Annotated in this window: 15 protein-coding genes and 1 pseudogene; 5 read left to right on the top strand and 11 right to left on the bottom strand. The window is 63.7% G+C overall.

Annotation, left to right across the window (positions count from 1 at the left end; genetic code table 11):
• Nucleotides 1-45 precede the first annotated feature (45 nt).
• From HNO81_RS04465 to HNO81_RS04420, 10 genes are all read right to left on the bottom strand, one after another.
• Complete coding sequence (locus HNO81_RS04465; RefSeq protein ID WP_175316925.1) at nucleotides 46-1,332, bottom strand: amidohydrolase family protein; 1,287 nt, start codon at nucleotides 1,330-1,332, stop codon at nucleotides 46-48.
• A gap of 33 nt (nucleotides 1,333-1,365) precedes the next feature.
• Complete coding sequence (locus HNO81_RS04460; protein ID WP_175316924.1) at nucleotides 1,366-1,821, bottom strand: GAF domain-containing protein; 456 nt, start codon at nucleotides 1,819-1,821, stop codon at nucleotides 1,366-1,368.
• Nucleotides 1,805-3,352, bottom strand: coding sequence for a helix-turn-helix domain-containing protein (locus tag HNO81_RS04455; RefSeq protein ID WP_236820746.1), 1,548 nt, complete (start codon nucleotides 3,350-3,352; stop codon nucleotides 1,805-1,807). The genes HNO81_RS04460 and HNO81_RS04455 overlap by 17 nt, the downstream gene beginning before the upstream one ends.
• Complete coding sequence (locus HNO81_RS04450) at nucleotides 3,345-4,427, bottom strand: DUF917 domain-containing protein (protein ID WP_175316923.1); 1,083 nt, start codon at nucleotides 4,425-4,427, stop codon at nucleotides 3,345-3,347. The genes HNO81_RS04455 and HNO81_RS04450 overlap by 8 nt, the downstream gene beginning before the upstream one ends.
• On the bottom strand, nucleotides 4,424-5,743 hold the full coding sequence (locus HNO81_RS04445; protein ID WP_175316922.1) for a methylhydantoinase: 1,320 nt from the start codon (nucleotides 5,741-5,743) through the stop codon (nucleotides 4,424-4,426). Before HNO81_RS04445 ends, HNO81_RS04450 begins: the two co-directional genes overlap by 4 nt.
• Before the next feature lie 83 nt (nucleotides 5,744-5,826).
• Complete coding sequence (locus tag HNO81_RS04440) at nucleotides 5,827-6,810, bottom strand: ABC transporter permease (RefSeq protein ID WP_175316921.1); 984 nt, start codon at nucleotides 6,808-6,810, stop codon at nucleotides 5,827-5,829.
• 10 nt (nucleotides 6,811-6,820) lie between these two features.
• Nucleotides 6,821-8,347 (bottom strand): sugar ABC transporter ATP-binding protein, encoded by a 1,527-nt coding sequence (locus tag HNO81_RS04435; protein ID WP_175316920.1) that lies wholly within the window; start codon nucleotides 8,345-8,347, stop codon nucleotides 6,821-6,823.
• A 97-nt stretch (nucleotides 8,348-8,444) separates the two neighbouring features.
• Nucleotides 8,445-9,467, bottom strand: coding sequence for a sugar ABC transporter substrate-binding protein (locus HNO81_RS04430; RefSeq protein ID WP_175316919.1), 1,023 nt, complete (start codon nucleotides 9,465-9,467; stop codon nucleotides 8,445-8,447).
• Nucleotides 9,468-9,490: 23 nt separating this feature from the next.
• Entirely contained in the window at nucleotides 9,491-11,164 is a 1,674-nt protein-coding gene (locus HNO81_RS04425; protein WP_175316918.1) for a hydantoinase B/oxoprolinase family protein, read from the bottom strand.
• Between the two features lie 10 nt (nucleotides 11,165-11,174).
• On the bottom strand, nucleotides 11,175-13,226 hold the full coding sequence (locus HNO81_RS04420; RefSeq protein WP_175316917.1) for a hydantoinase/oxoprolinase family protein: 2,052 nt from the start codon (nucleotides 13,224-13,226) through the stop codon (nucleotides 11,175-11,177).
• 378 nt (nucleotides 13,227-13,604) lie between these two features.
• On the opposite strand from HNO81_RS04420, the pseudogene HNO81_RS04415 reads away from it, so the two are divergent.
• From HNO81_RS04415 to metH, 5 genes and pseudogenes are all read left to right on the top strand, one after another.
• A pseudogene (locus HNO81_RS04415) lies at nucleotides 13,605-14,773 on the top strand (ABC transporter ATP-binding protein); the annotation flags it as partial.
• A gap of 148 nt (nucleotides 14,774-14,921) precedes the next feature.
• Complete coding sequence (locus tag HNO81_RS04410) at nucleotides 14,922-15,629, top strand: hypothetical protein (RefSeq protein WP_175316916.1); 708 nt, start codon at nucleotides 14,922-14,924, stop codon at nucleotides 15,627-15,629.
• Nucleotides 15,626-16,144, top strand: a complete 519-nt coding sequence (locus HNO81_RS04405; RefSeq protein WP_175316915.1) for a hypothetical protein — start codon at nucleotides 15,626-15,628, stop codon at nucleotides 16,142-16,144. Before HNO81_RS04410 ends, HNO81_RS04405 begins: the two co-directional genes overlap by 4 nt.
• Nucleotides 16,141-18,576, top strand: a complete 2,436-nt coding sequence (locus HNO81_RS04400; protein WP_175316914.1) for a hypothetical protein — start codon at nucleotides 16,141-16,143, stop codon at nucleotides 18,574-18,576. Before HNO81_RS04405 ends, HNO81_RS04400 begins: the two co-directional genes overlap by 4 nt.
• Nucleotides 18,577-18,914: 338 nt before the next feature.
• Entirely contained in the window at nucleotides 18,915-22,559 is a 3,645-nt protein-coding gene (gene metH / locus HNO81_RS04395) for a methionine synthase (protein ID WP_175316913.1), read from the top strand.
• Between the two features lie 46 nt (nucleotides 22,560-22,605).
• On the opposite strand, the gene HNO81_RS04390 is transcribed toward metH, so the two are convergent.
• A complete protein-coding gene (locus tag HNO81_RS04390) occupies nucleotides 22,606-24,225 on the bottom strand; it encodes an ABC-F family ATP-binding cassette domain-containing protein (RefSeq protein WP_175316912.1) in 1,620 nt (539 codons plus the stop codon).
• Nucleotides 24,226-24,522: the final 297 nt, after the last annotated feature.

The following is a 24,522-nucleotide window of genomic DNA, read 5'->3' as shown; positions in this document are numbered from 1 at the left end:
GGTTGATGGGCTCCAGTGATGGTGTCTGGGCGGTGGTCTCTGCCGTCACGCGGAGGCGCCGCTATAGGCCTGGTCCACCATGGCAGGACCGGCCGGAAGGCTACCGGAGGGGACAACGCGGCCGGCCTTTATGACGGTGCGGTTCCGGCTTCCGTCCCAGAGCACACAGGGCTCCTCGAAGGGATCGCCGTCCAATATCACCAAATCCGCGCACGCCCCCTCCGCGATCCGGCCCAGGTCGTCGCGCCGGAGCAGTGCCGCGTTCGTTGAGGTCGCAGAGCGGAGCGCGTCGTAGACACCCAGCACTTCGCACTGCAGGCGAAGCCCGGCCAGCTGTTCATCCTCAAGCTCCCCCATGAGGTCGGTGCCAAAGCCAATCCGGACCCCGGCGTCGCGCGCCAGAGTGACGGCCTTCTTGCCGGCAGCCAGGACCTCCTGGTTCTTGGCGGCGCCCACCTCGGTAAGGCCGATTTCGGCTCCGCGGCGGCCCATGGCGTCATACGTCACCAACGTGGGCACGAGGTAGACGTCGTGCTCCGCCATGAGCCGGGCGGTTTCAACATCCAGGAGGTTGCCGTGTTCGATGCAGCGGACCCCGTTCAGCACAGAATGGCGGATGGCTTCCGGCGAGTAGGCGTGCGCCGTGGCGTAACTGCCACGCCGGGATGCCTCTTCTGTGACCACTTGGATCTCGGCCGCACTGTACTGCGGCACACGGATCGGATCCACTGGGGAGATCACCCCTCCGGAGGTCATCAGTTTGATGGCGGTGGCGCCGGTCCGGAATCGGTGGCGCACCGCCAGCAGCAAGTCCTCAACGCCGTCCACCACCTCGCACAGGTGGCCGCCATGGAAGCAGCTTCCGTCGTTCGCAGCGCGGATGTCCCCGTGACCTCCGGTCTGGCTCAGCGCGGGACCGGTAAAGAAGTAGCGCGGACCGGGATACAGCCCTTCCTCGATAGCGGTTGCAAGGCCTATGTCACCCCCCGCCACGTCCCGGACTGAGGTGAAGCCCCTGACGAGCGCGGCCTCAAGTCTGCGGGCACCTGCCAGCGCGGAGTAGCTCAAGGGGCCGGTTTCGTTGACGGCAGAAGTCAGGCTGAGCGCATAGGCATGGAAGTGGGCATCGATGAGGCCGGGAATCACCACCCGGCCGCCCGCGTCGACGACGGTTTCTACGGCGGACCCGGCGCCGCCGCCTGCTTCGGCGTCGCCTATGGCGGTGATCCTGCCATCCCGGACGATGATGGAGCCTTCAACGAGTACGGCTGATTCGCCGTCGAAGATCCTGGCGTTCCGTATGGTCAGGTTTCCCTCAGAGTTGGGGATCATGTGCAGTGTTTCCTTCCTGTTTCAGGACGCAGGCTAGCTGGTGGCTGCCAGAGCATCTTCGAGGAGCCGGACAGAGCGTGACGCCACCTCTACGGCGGCGTCCACGGAAGACTGGTCATAGCTGCCTTCAGGGGCCAGGAAGTTCATGGAGCCGATGGTGCGGCCGCCGCTCACCACCGGAACATTGACAATCGCGCCGCACCCCAGCGATTCGATGGTTCCGGAGTCGAAGAAGAAAGCCTTGACCGCTTCCCGGTCAGCGCCCAGGAACGGCTGCTGGCCGATCAGGACCTGCTCCAGCCAGACCGGATTGGTGTCTCCCGCGAGGGTCTTCTTTCCGCCAACCGGGTAGACCTCGGGGTGCGTGGTGTAGATGCGCGCCATGCTGGTGCCTTCGTCGGCGATGACGGAGGCGGTGAAGAGACGGACGCCCACAGTGTCCCGGGCGGAAGCGTAGACGTCGTCGAAGGATTCAAACTGGGAACTCATGGGAGTCCTTTCTGGTTTCGTGGGGATCTTTGAAAGTCTGTTTCTCGTGTGCCGCGGCCCGCAGTACGTTGAGGATCAGGTGGACGGACAGCAACTCGGACGGATTGTCCAAGGGGACGCCCAGCTCCCGGGCACGGCCCAGCCGGGCCTGGAGGGTGTTGCGGTGCACATCGAGCGCCGCCGCAGCGAGGCTGACCGAGCTGCGGTGGTCAAGGAACGCCGCTGCCGCAGCCACTATCGCGTCCCTGTCAGGACTGGTCATTAGCCGCGGCAGGGTCAGTTCAGCCACCAGTGCCACGGCGTCCTGATCCACGAATGCGGTTGCGGCCGCTACGCCCAGGCCGGCGAAGCCCAGGACTGTGCCCTGTCCAGCAGACTGGGCGGAGACTGCTGCCAGCCGCGCCTCCTGAATGACGGACGGAAGCGGCGGAGCCTCCTCCACCCAGCGGGACAACCCGGCCACCAGGCCCAGCTCGGCCAGGGCAGGCCGGAGCCGTGTCTTGAGCCGTAGTTCGAGCTGTGCAACAACTGACTCGTGGGCGGCCGGAACAAGCGCTAGCCAGCCGCCGTCGACCTTGGCCAAGGGGCTGCGTGCAGCTACCTTTCGCCAGAGCAGCCTCAGCACAGCTGTCAGGTCGGGACCAGATGTGTTGGAGTCACCATGGCAGATCCATACGGCCACGTATCGTTCGTGCCGGCGCCAGCCCAGCTGTGAGAGGAGGTGCCGGTGGTCTTCCTCGAAGGTTGCGCCGGAAGAACCGCGGCTTTGGTTCAGCCCGGCCAGTGCCGCGGTGGGGACGGCACGGGCCGCGTCCCGGGAGTCGCCCATCAACCATGCGGCCTTGACGGAAGGGGCAGCGACTTCCAGGATTGAACGGACCAGCCGCAGGTTATGGACACCGGAGGCGGGTACGCGCGCGGTGAGGGCGGAAGGGACGGCGGCGTTGGCAGCCCCCACGTCAACCGTGATGACCTCGGCCTGGTCCCGCGGGTCCATACCGGCTGAGGCGAGGACCACGCCATCGTATTCCAGCGAGACGCCCACCCCGTCCAGTTCCCCGGAGATGGTACTGAGCACGTCAGTCAGCGTGCTGTCCTTGGCCACCGCCCGGGCGAACCGGGCGAGCTCCGCATCCACCACGGACAGGGCGGCGCCGATCTCGGCGGCCAAGGCCAACGCGACTCCGGCAGGGTTTCCTTCCGACGCCAGCAGGGTGATGCCCAGCCGTTCAGCCAGGCCGATCACGGCGCTGGAATATGTGCTTCCGGCCACGACGACGGCGCTGGCCCGCCGTTCCCAGGCATGCCGGAGGGCGGCGGATACGAGCCATCCACCAGAGCCCATTTCTGCAGACAGGACCACAACCGTATTCGGCCGCACCCGCTGGATCGCCTCAAGCTGGGAGACCAGAACGACGCTTTCGATCACTGCGCTGGCGGGGGTGAGGTACAGCGCCGTGGTGCCTCGCAGCGACCCGTGCGCCAGCAGCCCCGCAACGTCGAGCCGGGTGTCCTTCATCGGCCTAACCATGACGCCGCCTCGGATGCTTGAGCGGGATGCCGAACGCCGCCGGTTCGGCCAGGTCCAGCCCCGCCTCCGAATACCATTGCGGGGCGGCATTGAGTTTGAGCACATCCACCACGTTGCCCACCCGAAGGTCTTCCAGGCTGGCCACAGAGCCGTGCTCGGAGTTGAGCAGGGTCACCATGTCGGGGACAGCTGCCGCTACGGCACCGTCCACGAGCACCAGCAAAATCTCATTCTGGATCTCCAGCCGGATGATCTGCCCGGTGGTTTCATCCACCAGCGTCACGCTCGAGGGTTGGGCCGGAAGGCCCAGGTCGGTTGGGCGTGAAAGGCCTTCGATGTGGCTCACCCGCGCCCGTGCAATCCGGGTCACGCCCAGGAAGTCGGAAAGTGACAGGAATTTGCTCTCAGCCGACGTGTCGGCGTCGAGGATCTGACCTATGCGGATCATGCGGCTGACGGATCCGTGGACCCCGTGCTCTGCCAGCTGCCGCGCGGAGCATGGATACATCACGGTGGCGGCCCAACCACCCAGCTCGGTGACAAGTGCGCGGACCAGCGTCTCGGCGCGCTGCGGATCAGCTGCCTCCACCACGGCGCGCTCGCCGGTTACTCCCATAAGCGCTATGGGGCCGATAGCCACCCCGCCGATGTTCAACGTGGTCTGGCTGATGAGCGGAAAGACGCGCCCCATGGGATCGGAGTCGATCACAGGAAGGGAGGACTGCAGCCCCACCATCAGCGGAATGATTCCGTTGATGTTGGCAGCGGCGAGTGAATAAATTGCCCCCACTTTGCGCGCGAGCCTGGTTTCGATCGCCTCGATACAGCCGGTGAATTCGTCTCCTACGGGTGGCATATCAGCAATGAACAAGCCTTGGGTCACCATGCCGACAGCCACCACCAGGTCATCCGGGGCGAGCTCGTCCACGGTGATGAGCTCCACGGACCTGTCTTGCATCGCCTCCTGGATCATGCCGGCGTAGACGTGGATGGCGGTGGGATCGATGGCGCAGGCCAGGAAATGGGCGCCGGTTCTCAGGTGCCCCACGTCTTCGGGGCTGAGGATGGTGCTCATGCCGTGACCCCCAGGGCCTGGCCGGCCAACGGGTTCTCCTCGGAGCTGGACGTTCCGCCAGCAGCCCGGACCCGGATCCGAACGATTCCGGGGTTCCCGTAAGGCATGGCGAAGACGCTCGATTCGATGATGCGGGTGTCTGTAGGGCCGGCACCCAACTGCACTACAGCCGAGCCGGCTTCCTCCTCAGCCCGGTGCTGAACCCGCTGCAGTTCGGCCTGTCCGCTGACCCTCTCGAGCCTGTCGATCCACGCTGTCAGCGGTGTAGCGGCGCAGCCTATGAGGCTCAGGTCCGGGACACCCGGAAGTGTTGGCAGCAGGCCGTGTTCAGGCGGCGTGTCCTGGCTGGTGCGGATGTCGACGACCACTGAGGGGATGTCGGGCCGGACCGGATGGTTGGCCGTGTACGGTTCCACGATCGCCGCGTTGGTGGCGAGGCTTGCTTCATAGCCTTGCCGGATAAGGCTGTGGGCAACGGGCAGGCCGCTGCGGATGGTGCCCACACTGACACCCTCGTCGGTGCAGACAACCACTTCGCCGTCGCACAGCCCGCCCAGCGTTGCCGCGCCGAGGATCGCCATGGCAGGTTCCGGGCGGAGCGCATGCACGGGGGCTACCGCCAGCCGTGCCAGGGGCGCCCGGCCGCCGTCGTTCCTTGCATAGGACAGTGCGGCGGCGGGGAAGTGGCGCCTCCCGGCCTCTTCCAGCATTGCCGCCAGCTCTTCGCCTGATTCCATCAGGGCGCTGTTAAGGACGGCTGTGTAGTCACGGTCGCGGAACACGCTCGAGTAGAAATCACTGGAGATGCTGATCCGCATGTCGCTGTTGTTGGACAGGATGGCATCCGCGATGCGGGTTTCGTGCTCGGCGGAGGCAGTGGAGCCGACGGCGGTGATGGCTACGTTCCGCATGCCCCCGGACAGGATGGAGGGCAGTTCCAGCAGGAACTGGTTAAGGCCCAGCGGTGCCAGCGGCCGTCCCCGCAGGTCGTGGCCGCCGCGGACATGCACGGTCCTGGTGACTGCAGGCTCAATGCTCGCCGGCAACCTCGTGTTGTGGAACTGGTCCGCCGGAGGACGGGGAGAGATGTGGACAGCCATGACGTCTCCCGGCTGGGCCGCGGCGAGGACGCGTCCGACGTCGGCCGTTACGTCTGTGATCAGGCTTCCGAACTGCAGGCGCAAGGAGGACAGGACGCTGTCCAGTGCGTCAGCCAGGCTGCCGGCCTGCCGCTGTTCCGCCACCGAGACGACGGAGCGTCCCTCCAGGACGAGCGCCCGGCAACTGCTGCCCTGGAGCATCAGTCCTACCCGCATTGCCGGGCCTCCTGTTCAAGTTCCTGCCGGGCCCCAGCCCCGCGATACATCCATGTCATATCTCTAGGGTCCACCCTGGACGGTCATCTGGTGGATTTGCGGAAGAACAGTCCATCGGCTGCTACGGCCAGCAGGATGAGGACGCCCGTGACCACTTGCTGGTAGGTGGTATCCCAGTGCAGCAGGTTGAAGCCGTTGCTGATGACGGTGAGGATCATGACTCCCACGAAGGCCCTCCACATGGCGCCCTGCCCGCCCAGGATGCTGGTGCCGCCGATGACCACAGCGGCGATGGCGGTGAGTTCGATGCCGATGGCCATGGCCGGCTGCGCCGAGCCCGCACGCGAGGCCAGGATCATTCCGGCCATTGCCGAGCACAGGCCGCTGATGGCGAAGACCGCAACGTGGATGGAGCCGGTCCGGATGCCGCTGAGGCGGGCGGCTTCCTGGTTCCCGCCTACTGCGTAGATCCTGCGTCCGAATGTGGTGCGCCACAGAACGATGCCCAGCACGGTGGTCATCGCCAGCATCAAGACTGAACCGGCGGTGAGGCCGAAGAGGCTGGGCCAGGTCCAGGTCTGGAAGGAAGCGAGCTGCTCAGGCAGCGGTGCAACAATCGCGCCGCCGGTGATCACGATCGCCAGGCCCCGGTAAATGATGCTCACCGCCAGTGTCCCGATGAACGAATTGACCCTTGTGCTGACCACGATCAGCCCGGTGATCGTCCCCAGCAGGGCACCCACCAGCAACGCCCCGAAGAAACCGGCCGTAACGCCGAATTGCTGGGTGATCATCACGCCCGAGATGGCGGAGACCGCGAGGGTGGCGGTGGAGGAGAGGTCAAAGACCCCGCTGATGATGCACAGCGTGGCTGCCGCGGCGAGCAGGCCCACCACGGCGGCCTGGTCAAACAGGTTGATGAAGTTGCGGCCCGTAAGGAACGTTCCGGTGTTCAGGGCCAGGAACAGCATGATGGCGGCCAGGCCAAAAACGATCCCGAAGTCTTTGAAGTTCAGATTGAATTTTTTCTCTGCCGTCGAGGGCACGGCAACTGACGTTGTGGTCATGTGGATTCACCTATTTCAGAAAAGCGGAAGTCATGACTTCGTCGCGGGAGGCGTTTCGGTCGAACTCGGCAACGATGCGCCCGTGCCTCATGACATGGATACGGTGGGACAGGCCGAGCACTTCCTCGAGCTCGGAGCTGACCACGATGACTGCTGTGCCCTTCGCGGCCAGTTCGACGATGATGCTGTGGATCCGGGCCTTGGCGGCGATGTCCACTCCCCGGGTGGGTTCATCCACCAGGAGCACCGCCGGAGGGTTCAACAGCCATTTGGCGAAAAGTGCCTTCTGCTGGTTCCCGCCGGAAAGGTTGGCTACCGGCTGACCGGGGCGGGCGCCGCGCAGGTCAACGGACTTGCTGACGTCCTTGACGGCCGTCCTTTCCCGCTGGGCCTTGACGAAGCCGGCCCAGGAGCGTGCGGGCAGAGTGGAGAGGGCGATGTTCTCGGCCACCGGGCGGGACATGACCAGACCCTGTTCTTTCCGCGACTCGGGAATGAGGGCGATACCGGCTTTGATGGCGTCCCTGATGGAGCTGGGGCGGATGCGGCGGCCGTTGATTTCGACGTGGCCGCCGGTGGTCCGGTCTGCACCGAAAACTGCGAGGAGGGTTTCGCTGCGGCCGCTGCCCACCAGCCCGGCGATGCCCAGGATCTCCCCGCGGCGGACCTCAAAAGATATGTCCTTGACCTTGGCACTGGTCAATCCGGCTACCCGGACAACCGTCTCGGCTTCGGACGGAACCTGCGGAATGTCCGGGATGAGGAAGTCGACCTCCCGGCCGACCATGAGCCGCACCAGCGACTCCGGCGTATGGCCGGCGGCCTCTTCGGTGACGATGTGCTGTCCGTCGCGCAGAATGGTCACCCGGTCCACCAGTCCCAGGACTTCCTCCAGGTAATGGGAGACGATCAGGACGGTGGTTCCGGCGCGGGCCAGCCGTTTGACGACCTGCAGGAGTTTTTCCTTCTCCGCCTCGTTAAGGACTGCTGTGGGTTCGTCCATGCACAGCACCTTTGCCCCGCGGGCAAGGGCTTTCAGGATTTCCACCTGTTGCTGTTGTCCGATGGGCAGGTTCCCCACCGTCGCCCTCGGGTCCAGCTCAAAACCGGTCTCTTCCAGCAGCCGGGCAAAGTGCTCGCTGTCCCTGTTGGGGGAGAGGAGGCTTCCCCTGTTCGACCAGCGGCCCAGGAAGACATTCTCCAGCACTGACAGATTGGGGATCAGCGCCAGCTCCTGCGAGATAAGGGAAATCCCGTGTGAGATGGCGTCCCGGGGTGTCGTGATCCTGACCGGATGTCCGTCCAATTCCATGGTGCCGGAGTCCGCTGTGATGGCACCGCCCAGGATTTTGAGCAGCGTGCTCTTTCCTGCGCCGTTTTCCCCCATGATGCCGTGGATCTCCCCGGGGATTACCGACAGTGTGACGTCCTTCAGCACCTGCGTTGCACCATAGCGCTTGCCGATCCCGGAGACGGTGATTTCGGGGGCGGTCCTCCGGCTGGCATGCCCGGGTTTTTCCAACTGTTCTATAGCCATGTTGACCTCTGGAAATGGAAGGGAACTTAGGGCCAGGGTCCCCGGGGCCGAAGCGGTGAGGCTGCGGCCCCGGGGTGCCCCCGGAAAGGGGGCTGGGCTAGTCCGAGTACTTCGAGACGTAGTTCAGGGAATCCAGTGCTTCCTTGGTGCCCTTGCCGTTGTTGGGGGAGAGGCTTGCTTCGTCGATGGCGGTTTCCACCTGCTTGCCCCGCGCCTTGGCGAGCCCCAGTTCGGTGGCCTTGGCGCCGTTGGCCACGACGTCGCTGACATAGATGGAGAACCATTTACCGGACCGGACCGCTTCCACGTTGGATACGGACGCGCCGTTGCCGATGAACTTGATGTCACTCTTCCCGGCGGCCGCTGCGGCTCCTGTGATGGCCTGGGATGCGCCGATCACCACGTTGACGTCAGGGGTCGCCTGGGAGACGTTCTGGAACGCCTGCCGGCCGCTGTCCTGCGTGTAGCCGCCTTCCACGCTGGCCACGAGTTTGATCTTCGGATCGGTGGCCAGTTCCGCCTTCACGGCCTCGGTCCGGGCGTTGTCCAAGGGCAGGGACTTGAAGCCTTCAAGGTAGGCCACCTTGCAGGTGTCGCCCGGCACCTGGGCGCAGGCTTCCTTGCCCATTTCGCCGAGCATCTTGCCGTTGCGGGTGGGGAGGTCCACGATGCTGATGGCCCCGGGGATCTGCGGCTGGATGGTGTCGAACTTGGGCCCGATGACCGAGAATTCGACCACCACCGTGATGCCCGCCTGCACGGCCTGGGTCAACGGTGCAATGAGGGCCTGGTTGTCATTGGCCTGGACCACGATCACCTCGAATTGCTTGGAGGTGACGGCGTCCTGGATCTGCTGGACCTGGGTCTGGGCGTTGAAGTTGGAGTCCACGAAGGTAGCGCTGGCGTTGTTGGCTTTGGCCGCCTGTTCCACGCCGAGGTACGTGCCCTGGGCAAAGCCGTTGGATTTGGCGAAACCGAAGAATCCAACGTTGAGCTTCTGGTCTGCCTTCGCAGCCACTGCTTCTGCGGTGCTGCTCTGGGCAGGTGGGGTGCAGGCGGAGGTCAGCAGGGCAAGGCTCATAAGGGCCATCGCTGCGGCTGGACGTTTGGTGATTTTCACGGTCAATCCTTTCAATGCGGCGTTTAGTAGCCGTAGTGGGTCTTGGCGAATTCCTCGGTAATAAAGCCGTTGATGATGTCGTACTCAATGTCCTCGCGGGAGCGCTTGGCGACATCGCCGAAACCGCCGCCGCCCCCGACAGCCAGGCGAACCACGTCGCCGGCCTTGATTTTCCGAGCGTTGGCCTTCAGCGTCCGGACCTCATCCTGGCGGCCTGGGTTGATCACCACTTCCGGGCCCTGGGCGTCGGAGCCGCCGAAGAGGCCCCAGGCCGGTGTCTTGGACCTTTCGAACCAGAGACCCACCACGCAGTCGGCCAGGAACTCGTATTCACGGACCACTCCGTTGCCGCCGCGCCACTGCCCGGGGCCGCCGGAGTTGGGGCGGATGGAGTACTCGTTGATCCGCAGCGGGTAACGGGTTTCCATCATTTCGATGGGCAGGTCCTTGAGGGAACCGTTGACGTTGTTGATCATGGCGGATTCGCCGTCGGTACCCTGCCAGGCGCCCCAGCCGCCCAGGGTGGCTTCCATGCTCACGAAGTTCCGGCCGAAGCGGGGATCGAAGCCGGCGGCGGTGATGATCATCGAGTCGCCGTGGCTCGCGCTGGCCACGCGGTCGGGCATGGCGGGTGCCATGGCCTTGGAGACCAGGTCGATCAGCAGCCCCAGGTGGGAGAAGTACCACTGGCAGGGTGCAGGTGCCACGGCGCCGAGCACGGAGCCGGAGCGGACCTGGGTGGTCAGCGGGCGGAAGGATCCACCGTTGGAGTTGGAGTCCGGGCTGACCAGGAGCTTGTATCCGACGCGCAGGGCCGAGACGGCCTGGGCTGCGCCGCAGTTGACCGGGCCCATGGTCTGGTCGGCGGAGCCGGTGACGTCGAAGTCCACGGTGTCACCTGCAACGGTGATTTTCAGCCTGATGGGGATAGGGGTGTCCAGGTTGATGCCATCGTTGTCCAGCACGCCTTCGGCTTCGTAGACGCCGTCCGGGATGTTGCGGACGGTTTCGCGCTCGATCTCCTCGGTCTGCCGGAAGATTTCGTCGCGGGCGGCATCGAGTTGGTCCATGCCGTACCGGCCCACCAGTTCCTTCATCCGGGTGGTTCCCATCCGGAGTGCGGCGATCATCGCATGCATATCGCCGATGGTCTGGTAGGGGAAGCGCACGTTGGTGCGGATCAGGTCCACCACGGAGGTTTCGATGCCGGCCTCCATGAGCTTGACCGGCCCCATGCGGAAGCCCTCCTGGAAGATGTCTGTGGCATCCATGGAGCCACCCACATCCTTGGATCCCATGTCCATCCAGTGCGCGCGGGTGGCGGCGAAGCCCACAACCGATCCGTCGTTGAAAATGGGCGCGAAGATGGTGACGTCGTTCAGGTGCGTGCCGCCAAGGTACGAGTCGTTGAGGATCCACACGTCCCCTTCCTGCCAGACTTCGCGGCCGTACAGCTCTTCCACGGCAATGGAGCAGGTTTCGAGGTTGCCGAGGAACAGGGGGAGGCCGGCGGACTGTCCGAGGACGCGGTGTTCGGTGTCCAGCAGCGCCACCACGCAGTCCCCGCCCTCGTAGAGGATGGGTGAGTAGGCGGAGCGGATCAGGGTGGCGTTCATGTCATCCGCGGCGCTGGTGAGCGCGTTGCGGATGATTTCCACGGTTACGGGATCCAGGGTTTTGACTGCGGCGATTGTCATTGGTGGTACCTCAATTTCCTTCTGCGTCTTCAGTGCGGATGACCAGCGAGCCGAACTCGTCGACCTTGACGTTGAACCCTGGCGGCACCACGGTGGTGGCGGTCTGCTCCACGATGATGGCGGGACCTTCGAAGGCGTGCCCGGCGGCCAGGTCGTCGCGGCGGACCACGGTGGTTTCGTGTTCTTCGTGGTCAAAGACCACCCGGCGCACTTCGTGCTTGAACTCCGGGCTTTCTGCGGTTGCGAAGAGCGGTGCCTCCAGCCGGCCCAGGTCGCCCACGGCCTGCGTCCGCAGTGCCACGATTTCAATCGGGGCGCCGAGGTTGGAGTGCCCGTAGCGGTCGTGGTACATGGCGGAGAAGCGGGCGGCCAGGTTGGCTACGAAGCCTTCCGATTCGGGTTCGTCGGCGGAGGTCAGGGGAACGTTCAGCGAGAATTCCTGCGACTGGTAGCGCACGTCCACCGAGGCGCTGGTCCCTCGGCTTTCCTCGGGGACGCCCTCGGAGACAAGGGACTTCAGGCCCTCCGCTTCCATCCGGCGCAGGACACCGGCCATGTCGGCGACGTCGATGTCTTCATCGAGGAAGAAGTACGGCTCGGAGAAGTCCTTGCGGATGTTGGTCTGCAGCATGCCCCACGCCGAGAACGCGCCGGGGAACCGGGGAACCACGGTTTCGGGGATCCCGAGCTCCTTGGCGAGGAAGACTGCGTGCATCGGTCCTGCGCCGCCGAAGGCGACGAGGGCAAAGTCGCGCGGTTCGATGCCGCGGGAGATGGTGATGGTCCTGATGGCCTGGGCCATCTGGGAGTTGGCGACGTCGCAGATGCCTTCGGCCATGGCGATCGGGTCCAGGCCGAGCTGGTCGCCCACGGTTTTGAGGGCGGTGATGGCCGCTTCCCGGTCCAGGGCGACCTGGCCGCCGGCGAACCAGTCGGGGTCCACACGGCCGAGCACCAGGTTGGCGTCGGTGACGGTTGGTTCGGTGCCGCCGCGGCCGTAGCAGGCCGGGCCCGGGTTGGCGCCGGCGGACCGCGGGCCCACCCGGAGGCCGCCGGCTTCGAGCCATGCCACCGAGCCGCCACCGGCTCCCACGGTGTGGATGTTGACGACGCTCATGAGCATCGGCAGGCCTTCGAGGTGGGCTTCGGTGGACACGTCGGGTTTGCCGTCGACCACCAGGGAGACGTCGAAGGAGGTTCCGCCCATGTCGACGCCGATCAGGTTGCGGTTGCCGGACACGCCGGCCAGTTCGACGTCGCCCATGGCGCCGCCCACCGGACCGGACAGCAGCGTCTGCAGGGGACGCTTGCGGGCGGACTCGGCGGTGAGCACGCCGCCGGAGGACTGCATGATGTGCAGCGGGGCCTCCACGCCGCGGTCCGCGAGTTTCTCTTCCAGGTCCAGGAGGTAGTTGCGGACCACGGGGCCCGTGTAGGCCTCGACGACGGCGGAGGACGTGCGCTCGTATTCGCGCCATTCCTTGGCTGCTTCATGCGAAAGGGAGATGGTGAAGTCTTCGCCCAGTTCTTCGAGCAGGATTTCGCGGGCACGAAGTTCGTGGGCCGGGTTCTTGTAGCTGAACAGGAAGGCAACGGCCACGGCGCCGTATCCTTCGTCTAGTGCCCGGCGGGCCGCCTGGCGGACGGCAACTTCGTCGAGCGGCCGGATCTCGTGGCCTTGACCGTCGAGGCGGCCGCCGACGCCGATGACGTCCTTCCGCTCGAGGAGGGGAGCGGGCTTGCGGTACTGGGCGTTGTAGAGCTCCAGTCGGGGGCCGCGAGCGATGTGGTAGGAGTCCTCGACGCCGGCGGTGGCCAGCAGCAGCACGGGAACGCCGCGGCGCTCCAGGAAGGCGTTCAGGCCCTGGGTGGTGCCGTGCACCAGGAATTCGATGTCGGAAAGGTCGGTGACAATCGATTCGAGGCCGGCGATGACGCCCGCGCTCAGGTTGCCCGGTGTGGTGGATGCTTTGGTCGCCTCATAGGTCCCTGCGGCCTGGTCGTACGCCACGATGTCCGTAAACGTTCCGCCGATATCCATCGACACCCTGTAGTTCGGCATGTGTATCTCCTCATGGTTCTGGGGTGGAACTTGGTGTGTGGGAAATCACGTTAGAGAGCAGGGGTTTCGGGTGGGGGTGCGCCGTGCACAATCCAGGAGGAAGGAAAAGGGCTTGCTGCCCAAGAGGCCGTCCGGAAGGCCGGTTTCCCGGGGGTTTCAACTAGCCGAGAAAATGGGGGATGGAATTTGCGCGTGGTGCTTGACGCGCTCGGTGAGCCACTCTTCGTCCTTCACGGCGGACCGAATTGGGGCGGTGCTGGGCGGGCAGCCGGGCGCCGCTGCGTCCAGGCCCACCAGCAGCGCTATGCCTCACAGGCGGCGCGGTGAGTGGAAAGTGTCGTCGCCGAATTCGACTATCGGTCAACCGGGCTGGGAGGGCTGGTGACCATTCCGCTGACGCTGGGGATTACTGCTGATTGCCAAGCGCTCGCAGAAGCTGTTCGGCCGGCAGCGCGAGGTGGGGGAGCGGTTCCGGCAGAAGAACGCTGAGCTGTATGAGGCGAGTTTCGGGGCGCAGTTCGTTTCCGGGCTGATCATGCCGGCCATGACGTTCATCGGGAACCTGGTGTACGTGGGGATCGCCGTGGTGGGCGGCCTGCAGGTGGCCTCCGGTGCGATGCAACTGGGTGATGTGCAGGCGTTCATCCAGTACTCCCGGCAGTTCACCCAGCCGCTGGCGCAGCTGGGGTCGATGGCGAACCTGCTGCAGTCCGGGGTGGCGTCAGCCGAGCGGGTGTTTGAGCTGCTGGATGAGAACGAGGAGTCCGTTGAGCCGGCGCCGTCTTCCGGGCCGCTGTTTGGGCGGGGCGGCTGGTGTTCGAGGACATGTCGTTCTCGTGCTCGCCGGACAAACCGCTGATTAGTGGGTTGTCCTTGGTGGCCGAGCCGGGGCAGACGGTGGCCATCGTGGGGCCGACCGGAGCGGGCAAGACCACCCTGGTGAACCTAATGATGCGGTTCTACGAGCTGGACGGCGGGCGCATAACGCTCGACGGCGTTGACGTCACTTCGGTGGCGCGGCGCGAGCTGCGCTCGCGGATGGGGATGGTGCTGCAGCAGGATACCTGGCTGTTCGGCGGGACGATTCGGGACAGCATCGGGTACGGGTGGCCCGGGGTTACTTCGGAGGAGGTTCTGGAACGGCCCGGGCTACGTACGTGGACCGGTTCGTGCGGTCGCTGCCCGAGGGGTACGACGCGGTGCTGGAGGACGAGGGTGGGAACGTGTCCGCGGGGGAGAAACAGCTGCTGACGATTGCGCGGGCCTTCCTTGCGCGGACGTGGGTGCTGATCCTGGATGAGGCGACCTTTTTGGTGGACACCGGGACCGAAGTGCTGGTGCCGAAGGCAATGAGTGCGCCGCGGTCCGACCGGACTTCCTTTGTGATCGCGCACCGCCTGTCCACGATCCGCGACGCCGACCTCATCCTGGTGATGGAGGCCGGCCAGATCGTGGAACAGGGCACGCACGCTTCGCTGCTGGCTGCGGGCGGGGCTTACGCCAGGCTTTATGAAGCGCAGTTCGCGGCTCCGGTGGCGGAGGTTTAGCGTGCGGTAGATATAAAATTGCGGCGGCTCCGAGAACTCACAGCAGGAAACCGTTGGGTGCGCTCGGCCACGCCGATCGATTTTAGACCACGGCCTGAAGTGCCTCTGTCGGTTCGGACTTACAGTTCGTCGACGGTATCCTTGTACGGTGTCCGCTACCGACCGCTCCTCCACCGATGACAAAGAACTTCTTTATGCTATCGAAGGAGCCGAACGCTATAGGACACGAGCGCGCTCCGTGGCGACAATTACCGCAACCGGCGCAGGAGCGTTGGCCGCGGGACTCGTCCTGAATTCTACATCCAGCTTTTCCTTATTTTCCAAATTACTGGGTCTTCTATCGATTATCCTATTGCTGTTTGCCACAGCAGTTTTTGTCATAGCTTCTCTCGTGCACAGCCGTACAGCGGAAACCAACAAAGGAAATTGGTTCGGCATCTTTCTGCGTCCATGGGAGACCCTGTATTCGCCGCAATCCGATGCGAACGAATCGGGACTTATGCGACAATCAGATGCGGTTCTGACGCGCATACTGAAGGCAATGGATGCTGGTATGTGGCTGGCCGGGGCGGCAGTTGCCGCATTGGTCGTTGCACTGGTTTCAATTTCAGTATTACCCCCTCCAAGGCAATCCGTTGAAATAACGTTTGTTGGCGATCGGGCTCAATACGAAAAATGTCCCGACCTACCTCAGTCTTTTTCGGCGTCCGCACTAAAATCGGACCTTGAGAAAGAAGCGAAGTCCCTCCTCGTGAAGGTCGCTCCCGAAACATGCGGCCGAAATAACCGTGAAGAAGTTTCTTTATTCTTAAATCGCGAGAAGCTCCAAATTGTCCTCGGTAAAAGCCTGCCGTGAATATGCAGCTTGTTGTCGGCTGGAGAGCTGTTTTGCCTTTTAACGACTTAGGGTGGCGCGATTCGATCGACTACGTTGTGGGGGATCTGCAGCAGGAACATGGCCGAGTCTTGAGACCGGCATCTCATGCAGAAAATCACGTAGATATACTATTTGTTGCATATGTTGCTGTTGATCACGCTCGAATCGTTGATGAGGGGCTCTTGAATAAGTGCCTATCGAAGGCGGAAACGGATGTCGGAACTGTAATTCTTGTCGCCTGTGACAAGACTAAACGCGGAGCTGACGTCGATACCCATGGCGTCAGAGAGCTGCTTATTAGTCAGGGAGCAGCCTTCGGATCCGACCACCTGGCGTTTAGATTGCCGACTGTTGAACTCTTTCAGGATCAAGCAAGGGCTTGCATTGTCAGTCATGTCCGACGTATGGGCCTAATGACGTACAACGATGAACGTCCCGAGATTCCAACGACAAACAGCGGTTCGGCCAGTCTCATCAGAGCGGAGTATTTATGAGCAATATCAACCACGACATTGAGTGGATGGTGGCCGCACTGGCGCCTTGGGCTATATCTCCACACCCAAATTTTAGCGAAAATGCAATAACGCGGGTTTCCGAACTGGCGCTTGTTACCGAGCGGCGTGATCAGCGCGAGTTAGATCGCTACAAAGTAGAGGAAGTCCAAGATGGTCAAGAATGGCAAGTTGATCTTGTTAAGGCGGCCCGGGAGTCCCTCTTCGAGGAAACTCAAGAGTCGTCAACGGAAAGTCTTTGGAGATTGGCGCTGGACGCCCGCTTGCCATTGGGTGCGCGTGTCTCGGCTGCTCTATATGGCAGCCTTGGCCTAACCGAACTGGAACTTCCTAGTGTTGCCGCCGCTCGTCTCCTCGAACTGTTTGAGCAGCTGAGCGAGAGAAAAAATCCTAACGACCATTCGTCAAGTGCCCGTTTGGGGATTGCGGCAGTTCTCCAACAGCGCGTTGCCCGACTTGAAGACGCGTGTGGTTACACGGAAGCTCGGCTAGCAGTCGAAAGCGTATTAGAGTGGCTTCCCCTGGAGTCCGAAGCATTCGACTATGACTTTCCCGTTTCGCAAGGCATTAGTTGGTCAGCGTCAAAGGTTCAGAAGGATGTCGCGGCATCTCTGCGGTATCACGCCCTTGCTTCGAAGGCGCACCTCGAACAGTTGAGTGGCGACACGTGGGTTCAAGTAGTCAGGGGCCGAGGCAGCTGGGTGGATGAGCGCCTCAACTCACGTGTTGCGGAACGCGACGGAATGATGTTGCGTGATTCTTTTGAGACAACTTTCGAATCGACCACTGGAACGCGCTACTTGATGCGGGATGTGGCATCGGAGAAAGGTTATGCAGCTCTTTTAGTGGCAGAGCTCGCCGGGCATACCAGCCGGATTCGCAGCTGCCGAGAAGCTCTGGCGAAGGTGCTGCTACTTGAAGATCACGAAGATGTCCATAGCGCCCGTGAAGCCTTGCGGCTCCTACGGCAAAGCAGGGCCACAAAGTCGCTGCAGTCCGCATTGAAGTGGATCAGGAGTCAAGGACCCACCGCAGCCCTCGTAGCAGACGCCACGACAGTTATTAGTAGAGCCAGTAGCGATAGGTGGGTCACGGAAGCTGACCTTTCGGTAATGGAGGCCGCCGCCGATTTCTTGGCACCGCAAGACCTGAGTCGGGCCATAAAGGCCACCTTCCTTCTTTCGGAAACTGAGCAACTTTCAGGACGCGCGGATTGGGCTGTACAAGACAAGATATGGAAAACACTTGCTCGCCTGGTCCCAGGCAGCGGAGAAGACGACTTCATAGCAAGGCGAGCAGCCCAGCACTTGGCCAACCCCAAGCTGTTGGCTGAACCTTTTTCTAGTACCCTAGCTAAGGTCGTGGAGTCCATTGATTGGGCTTCAGTCGGTCCTGAGGCGATCAAGCTGTGGAAGGGATGGATTACCTCAGAGACTGAAGCAAAAGCAGACGTAGACGAACTGCGAAGTATTTCCGCTCACTTCATATTGGGTGGCGTCTCGAATTTTGGGACGCTCAAGGACCTCGAGCGTGCTGCATTTCTGGCTGATAATGGACTCCCGAGTGGCGAGAACCCTGAAATTATCGACGAGGCGCGCTCAAGTATAATTGCTGCCTTAGCGGCCGAGATCGAAGGTGCCCGCACCGGGGTTCTGTCATTTGGCGGCCTCTCCTCCAGCAATGTAGCCTCAGCCTTTGCATTCAGGTTTGCGGATAAGGAAGTGTGGATAGCGCTTTCGGATTTTTTGACGAACCCTCTCGTCGATGCCGTCTTCAAGGAAAAGGCCTTAGACCGTTTGGCAAGCAGGGCACAAGAGATCCCCGATCCCGTAAAAAAGGCGCTGCGACATAAATGGACTTCTGTGATCGAAGGGGCCCGCAGCGACCATTTTTTTGGTCCCAAGCCTCTGCCTGTTTTCGCTGCCGCAGTGCGATTGGGGAGTGCGCTCAAGATAATGTCACACTCAGACTCGCTGAGTTCAGTGCTTCGACTGGCGGCATCTGATGACCCGGCTAGAGTTGAAGCCGCTCGAACAATACCGTCTATTCTGTCGTCAGACGATGCAACCTGGGGGCATGTTATGTTGCTCCAGCTAGCGAGAGACAAACATCCGGAAGTTCGTGCCGAGGCAGGCCACTCGTTAGTCTTGTCATTGCGACAGAACTCCGAAATAACCCACTCCGTGAAGGCTCGCATTATCGAGCTCATAGCATCTGACGGAATTCGAGTGCCGCTGAGGATAATTCATGCCATTCAGATGATTGCCCCGAAGCATAGTGAACTTCTTCAGTTCGTAAAACCGGAGCTTGTGAGCCTAGATCAAGATGGTTCTCCGAGAATTATACGGTCGGCAGCACGGGAGGCCCTGGCGCGTATCGAGATAGCAGGCAGCAAAGAGACCACAAATGATTAACTGACGACGATTCGACTCATCCCCTACACGAGGCCATAGTAGGGAAGCGGCGAACTTAGCTGCCCCACGCTAAGAATCGCTCAGGGAGGAGTTTGAGTCCCATTTCGACCCAGCCAACCTCCGGACACGGAGTTGTGAGCTTGTTTGTCGCTGGCAGGTCGGCCCATATATGACTTAAACATCCGGGAGAGGTCCAGCGGAGTTGCAGGTGGGCCTTTATCCATAGGTGGCGTAAGTGCGGGACGTTTCTAATGGCACCGATCTGTGTTGAGGAGCCCCCGTCGTAGCACACTGACACACGAAGCAATGTTTCGGCGTGTCGCCCGTAACCTGTTTAAATGCCTCGTTTCGCACTGGACATCGAGTCCGTCCCCCGTCCCGCCCGGTCCCAGGAGCTGCTGGACGCCGTGAACCACCGGGTGGTCATTGCCGACGGCGCGATGGGCACCATGCTGCAGGGCCGTGACCTGCAGCTGGACACGGACTTCCAGAACCTTGAGGGCTGCAACGAGATCCTCAACGACACGCGCCCGGACGTCGTCGCGGACATCCACGACGCCTACTTCGCCACCGGCATCGACGCCGTGGAAACCAACACCTTCGGCGCCAACTGGTCCAACCTCTCGGACTACGGCATCGACGACCGCATCGAGGAACTGGCAAGAAAAGGCGCGCAGATCGCCCGCGAACGCGCAGAGGCGGCAGAAGAAACAGACGGCCGCATGCGCTGGGTCCTCGGTTCCATGGGCCCCGGCACCAAGCTCCCCAGCCTGGGCCACACCAGCTACGACTACCTCAAGCAGACCTTCGCCCTGCAGGCCGAGGGCCTCATCGACGGCGGCGCTGACGCGTTCCTCATCGAAACCAGCCAGGACCTCCTGCAGACCAAAGCCGCCGTCAACGGCTGCAAGCAGGCCATCGTCTCCAAGGGCATCCGCCTCCCCGTCTTCGTCGAGGTGACAGTCGAAACCACCGGCACCATGCTCATGGGCTCCGAAATCGGCGCCGCGCTCACCGCCCTGGAACCGCTCGGCGTCGACGCCATCGGCCTGAACTGCGCCACCGGCCCCGACGAGATGAGCGAGCACCTCCGCCACCTCGCCAAGCAGTCCTCCGTGGCCATCGCCTGCATGCCCAACGCCGGCCTGCCCATCCTCGGCGCCAACGGCGCGCACTACCCGCTCACCCCCACCGAACTCGCCACCGCGCACGAACAGTTCGTGCGCGAATTCGGCCTGGGCCTGGTGGGCGGCTGCTGCGGTACGACGCCGGAACACATGGCCGCCGTCGTCGAACGTCTTGCCCCCTTCCGCAACAAAGCCGTGGAGACCAAAGCAGACAACGCGCCGGCGAGAATCCCCGAAGAACGCGAGGCCGGCGTCGCGTCCCTCTACCAGCACGTGAACTTCGACCAGGAATCCGCCTACCTGGCCATCGGTGAGCGCACCAACGCCAACGGCTCCAAGGCCTTCCGCCAGGCCATGCTCGAGGAACGATGGGACGACTGCGTGGACATCGCCCGCGAACAGATCCGCGTGGGCGCGCACCTGCTGGACGTCTGCGTCGACTACGTGGGCCGCGACGGCGTGGCGGACGTTAAGGAGATCGTCTCCCGGTTCGCCTCGGCCTCCACCCTCCCGCTGGTCATCGACTCCACCGAACCACCCGTCCTGAAGGCCGGACTGGAACTCATCGGCGGCCGCCCCGTGGTCAACTCCGTCAACTACGAGGACGGCGACGGCCCCAACAGCCGCTTCGCCCGCATCATGCCGCTGGTCAAGGAGCACGGCACCGCCGTCATTGCCCTAACCATCAACGAAGAGGGCCAGGCCCGCACTACCGAGGGCAAGGTGGCCATCGCCTCCCGCCTGATCGATTCCCTCGTGGGTGAATGGGGCATGCGCGTCGAGGACATCATCGTCGACTGCCTCACCTTCCCCGTCGCTACCGGCCAGGAGGAAACCCGCCGCGACGGGATCGAAACCATCGAGGCCATCCGCCAGATCACCGCCAAATACCCCGGCATCAACACCACCCTCGGCGTCTCCAACGTCTCCTTCGGCCTGAACCCCGCCGCCCGCATCGTCCTGAACTCCGTGTTCCTGCACGAAGCCGTCCAGGCAGGCCTGACCAGCGGCATCATCGACGCCGCCAAGATCGTGCCGCTCGCCTCCCTCCCGGAGGAGCAGCGCAAGGTGGCCCTGGACCTGGTCTGGGACCGCCGCGAATACGACGCCGACGGCAACACCACCTACGATCCCCTCGCCAGCATGCTCGACATGTTCGCCGGCGTCGACACCGCAGCCCTCAAGGACCAGCGCGCCGCCGAACTCGCCGCGCTGCCCACGGGCGCTCGCCTGGAGCGGCGCATCATCGACGGCGAAGGCAAGGGCCTCGAAGCAGACCTGGACCTGGCCCGCAGCGAGGGCATGACCCCACTGGGCATCATCAACGACCACCTGCTCGAAGGCATGAAGGTGGTTGGCGAACGCTTCGGCGCCGGCGAAATGCAGCTGCCGTTCGTGCTGCAGTCCGCCGAGGTGATGAAGAACGCCGTCGCCCTGCTCGAGCCGCACATGGAGAAGTCGGACTCCTCCGGCAAGGGCACCATGGTGATCGCCACCGTCCGCGGCGACGTGCACGACATCGGCAAGAACCTGGTGGACATCATCCTCACCAACAACGGCTACAAGGTCATCAACATTGGCATCAAGCAGGGCATCGCCGAGATCATCGCCGCGGCGGAGCAGCACAACGCCGACGTCATTGGCATGTCCGGGCTGCTGGTGAAATCCACCGTGGTGATGAAGGAAAACCTCGCGGAGCTCCAGTCGCGCGGCCTCGCCAAGAAGTGGCCCGTGATCCTGGGCGGCGCAGCCCTCACCCGCGCCTACGTGGAACAGGACCTCGCCGAGCAGTTCGACGGCGTGGTCCGCTACGCCAAGGACGCCTTCGAAGGCCTGTCCCTCATGGAACCCCTGGTGCGCGTTGCCCGCGGTGAGTCCCCGGACGACGTCGGCCTGCCGCCTTTGAAGAAGCGCATCCACAAGGGCGGTGCCAAGTTCACGATCACCGAGCCCGAGGCCATGCCCGGCCGTTCCGACGTCGCCACCGACAACCCCGTCCCCGTGCCGCCGTTCTGGGGCACCCGCATTGTCCGCGGCGTCTCGCTGCACGACTACTCCGCGTTCCTCGACGAGCGCGCCACCTTCATGGGCCAGTGGGGCCTCAAGCCCGGCCGCGGCGAGGATGGGGCCTCCTACGAGGAACTGGTGGAACGCGAGGGCAGGCCGCGCCTGCGCTACTGGCTGGACCGCATCCTGGGCGAGGGCATGCTGGACGCGTCCGTGGCCTATGGCTACTTCCCCGTGGTTTCCGAAGGGGAGCAGGTAGTGGTGCTTCACCACGGCGAGGATCCCGACGGCGTCCTGGGCCAGGCCGGTCTGCTCGCCCCGGACGGTGGTTCAGGCGGTCCGATCGGCACCGACCGCCTGCGCTTCGACTTCCCACGGCAGCGCCGCGACCGGCACCTCTGCCTGGCCGACTTCGTGAAGTCCCGCGAATCCGGGCAGATCGACGTGCTGCCCGTGCAGCTGGTCACCGCTGGCTCCAGGATCGAGGAGTTCACGTCCAAGATGTTCGCGGCCAACCAGTACCGCGACTACTACGAGCTCAACGGCCTGGTCATGCAGCTCACCGAGGCGCTGGCCGAGTTCTGGCATGCCCGCATCCGCAAGGAGCTCGGCTTCGCGTCCGAGGAGCCCAAGGACACAGCAGGGTACTTCAAGCTGGACTACCGCGGTGCCCGGTTCTCGCTGGGCTACCCCGCCTGCCCTGACATGGAGGACCGCCGCAAGGTCACCGAGCTGTTGAAGCCCGAGCGCATGGGCGTCATCCTGAGCGACGAGCTGATGCTGCACCCCGAGCAGTCCACCGACGCGTTCGTGTTCCACCACCCGGAGGCCAAGTACTTCAAGGTGTGAGTTCGGCTGTGGCCCTGGGGACCGCGCTGCCGGCCCCGGCCTCCTATCATTCCGCGCCAGGCAGCGAGGCCAGTTCGGTCAGCGACCCATCGCGTCCCATGCCGAGGATGAAGTCCAGGTCCAACCGGTCCAGGAAGGCGTCATCGTGGCTGACCACGATGACGGCGCCGCCGTAGGCCCCGAGCGACTCCACCAGCTGGTCAACGCTCCGGATGTCCAGGTTGTTGGTTGGCTCATCCAGGATCAGGACTTGAGGCGGCGGGTCGGCGAAAAGCAGCCGGGCCAGGGAAACCCTGAACCGCTCACCGCCCGAGAGCGTGTGCACCGGCCGGTTCACGCTGTCGCCACGGAGGAGGAACCGAGCCAGCTGGTTGCGGATATCACCCGCAGGCACGTCCGGCGCGGCGTCCTGTACGTTTTCGAGGGTTGTTGCCTCTTCCCGCAGCCCGTCGAGCCGTTGACGCAGGTAGCCGGCGCGGTCCGTCAGCAGGCTTCCACCGGCTTCGCCCTCGATGCACGGGACACCGCCCATCAAGCGTTCCAGCAGTGTGGTCTTGCCAGCACCGTTGGGTCCGATGATGGCCACCTTCTCCGGGCCCTGCACCACAAAGGAGCGGTTGGTGCCCCGCAGTTCCGCGATCCGCCGGCCGCGCGGAACGTCCGGGTCGGGAAGGTTCAGGGATATCCGCTCCTGGTCCCGCACCCTCGCTGCGGCGGCGTCCAGGGCCGCTTGCGCGGCCTGCACTTTGGCGTCCATGCCGGAACGCATTCGTCCGGCTGAGACCTGGGCATCAGAGGCCCGCTGGTTCATCAGGATCTTGGATCCCTTCTTATTGTCGTAGCTGGCCTGGCCCGTCCTGGCCCGTTGGGCGAGCTTCGATTCGGCCTCCTGCTTTTGCCGCTTTTCCTTCTTCACCAGTTGCTCAGCGGCACGGGTTGCCTGCGCGGCTGCGGCTTGCTGGCTGTCCATGTACGCCTGCCACTCGCTGTAGGGGCCGCCGAACACCGTGAGCCCTCCCTCATACAGTTCGGCCGTGCTGTCCATGAGTTCCAGCAGTGCCAGATCGTGGCTGACCACCACCAGGCTGCCCGGCCAGTCAGCCAGCATCCCTCCGAGCGCCGAGCGTGCCCGGCGGTCCAGGTTGTTCGTCGGTTCATCCAGCAAGGTGATGGGGGTGCGCCGGATCCGGAGCCCGGAGATGGCGGCCAGCATGGCTTCCCCGCCGGACAGTTCGCCCACGCGCCGGTCCAGCCCGACGCCGGTCAGGCCGATCCCCTCCAGCGCCTCGTCCGCACGGGCCTCGATGTCCCAGTCGTCGCCCAGCACATCGAAATGCTCTACCGCTGCGTCACCGGATTCGATAGCCCGCAGAGCACGGACTTTGTCCCTGATCCCGAGCAGCTCCATCAGGGTGGCATCGTCGTGCAGCGTCAGGGTCTGCGGAAGGTAGCCGACGTCGGCTCCCGTGGTGATACTGCCGGCCGTCGGTGTGAGGGTCCCCGCCACGAGTCGCAGCAGCGTTGACTTCCCGGAGCCATTCGTTCCGACGAGCCCGGTTTTCCCGGGCCCGAAGCTCCCGGATATCCCGGACAAAGCCGGCGAGCCGTCCGGCCACCGGAAATGCACGTCCGTGAGGACGATGGATGGATTTTTTATTGCAGGCATGGTGCTCCCAAAACAGGGTGTTGGGCGGCTGGGCCGCGGTTCGCCGAGGTCAGGTCCGTAGAGCGCGGGTCCTAAGGCGGACGGGGCGTGGCGGTGGGCGGCCACGGCGGCCTGGGGCATAGGCAGGCGTATGCTGCGGGGCAGGAAATCAGTGCAGGGGAAAGAAAGCCGTGGATCGGCATCGGGCTCCCGGTGGTTTCAGCGGGTGAAGCGCTGAACTTGCCGGCCCTTGGGGCATCAGGAAAGTGTCAGCGCGCGGATTGCGTCGCGAAACCTGAAATGCCCGTCAAAACATTG

Source organism: Pseudarthrobacter sp. C4D7 (assembly GCF_013359725.1).
Lineage (GTDB): Bacteria > Actinomycetota > Actinomycetes > Actinomycetales > Micrococcaceae > Arthrobacter.
Note: the sequence above shows the minus strand (reverse complement) of the source record. Positions and strands in the feature narration are given on the sequence as shown.

Coding starts and splice junctions, on each gene's coding strand:
- HNO81_RS04465 (WP_175316925.1), bottom strand. CDS start 1,332: ATGATCCCCAACTCTGAGGGAAACCTGACCATACGGAACGCCAGGATC.
- HNO81_RS04460 (WP_175316924.1), bottom strand. CDS start 1,821: ATGAGTTCCCAGTTTGAATCCTTCGACGACGTCTACGCTTCCGCCCGG.
- HNO81_RS04455 (WP_236820746.1), bottom strand. CDS start 3,352: ATGGTTAGGCCGATGAAGGACACCCGGCTCGACGTTGCGGGGCTGCTG.
- HNO81_RS04450 (WP_175316923.1), bottom strand. CDS start 4,427: ATGAGCACCATCCTCAGCCCCGAAGACGTGGGGCACCTGAGAACCGGC.
- HNO81_RS04445 (WP_175316922.1), bottom strand. CDS start 5,743: ATGCGGGTAGGACTGATGCTCCAGGGCAGCAGTTGCCGGGCGCTCGTC.
- HNO81_RS04440 (WP_175316921.1), bottom strand. CDS start 6,810: ATGACCACAACGTCAGTTGCCGTGCCCTCGACGGCAGAGAAAAAATTC.
- HNO81_RS04435 (WP_175316920.1), bottom strand. CDS start 8,347: ATGGCTATAGAACAGTTGGAAAAACCCGGGCATGCCAGCCGGAGGACC.
- HNO81_RS04425 (WP_175316918.1), bottom strand. CDS start 11,164: ATGACAATCGCCGCAGTCAAAACCCTGGATCCCGTAACCGTGGAAATC.
- HNO81_RS04420 (WP_175316917.1), bottom strand. CDS start 13,226: ATGCCGAACTACAGGGTGTCGATGGATATCGGCGGAACGTTTACGGAC.
- HNO81_RS04400 (WP_175316914.1), top strand. CDS start 16,141: ATGAGCAATATCAACCACGACATTGAGTGGATGGTGGCCGCACTGGCG.
- metH (WP_175316913.1), top strand. CDS start 18,915: ATGCCTCGTTTCGCACTGGACATCGAGTCCGTCCCCCGTCCCGCCCGG.
- HNO81_RS04390 (WP_175316912.1), bottom strand. CDS start 24,225: ATGCCTGCAATAAAAAATCCATCCATCGTCCTCACGGACGTGCATTTC.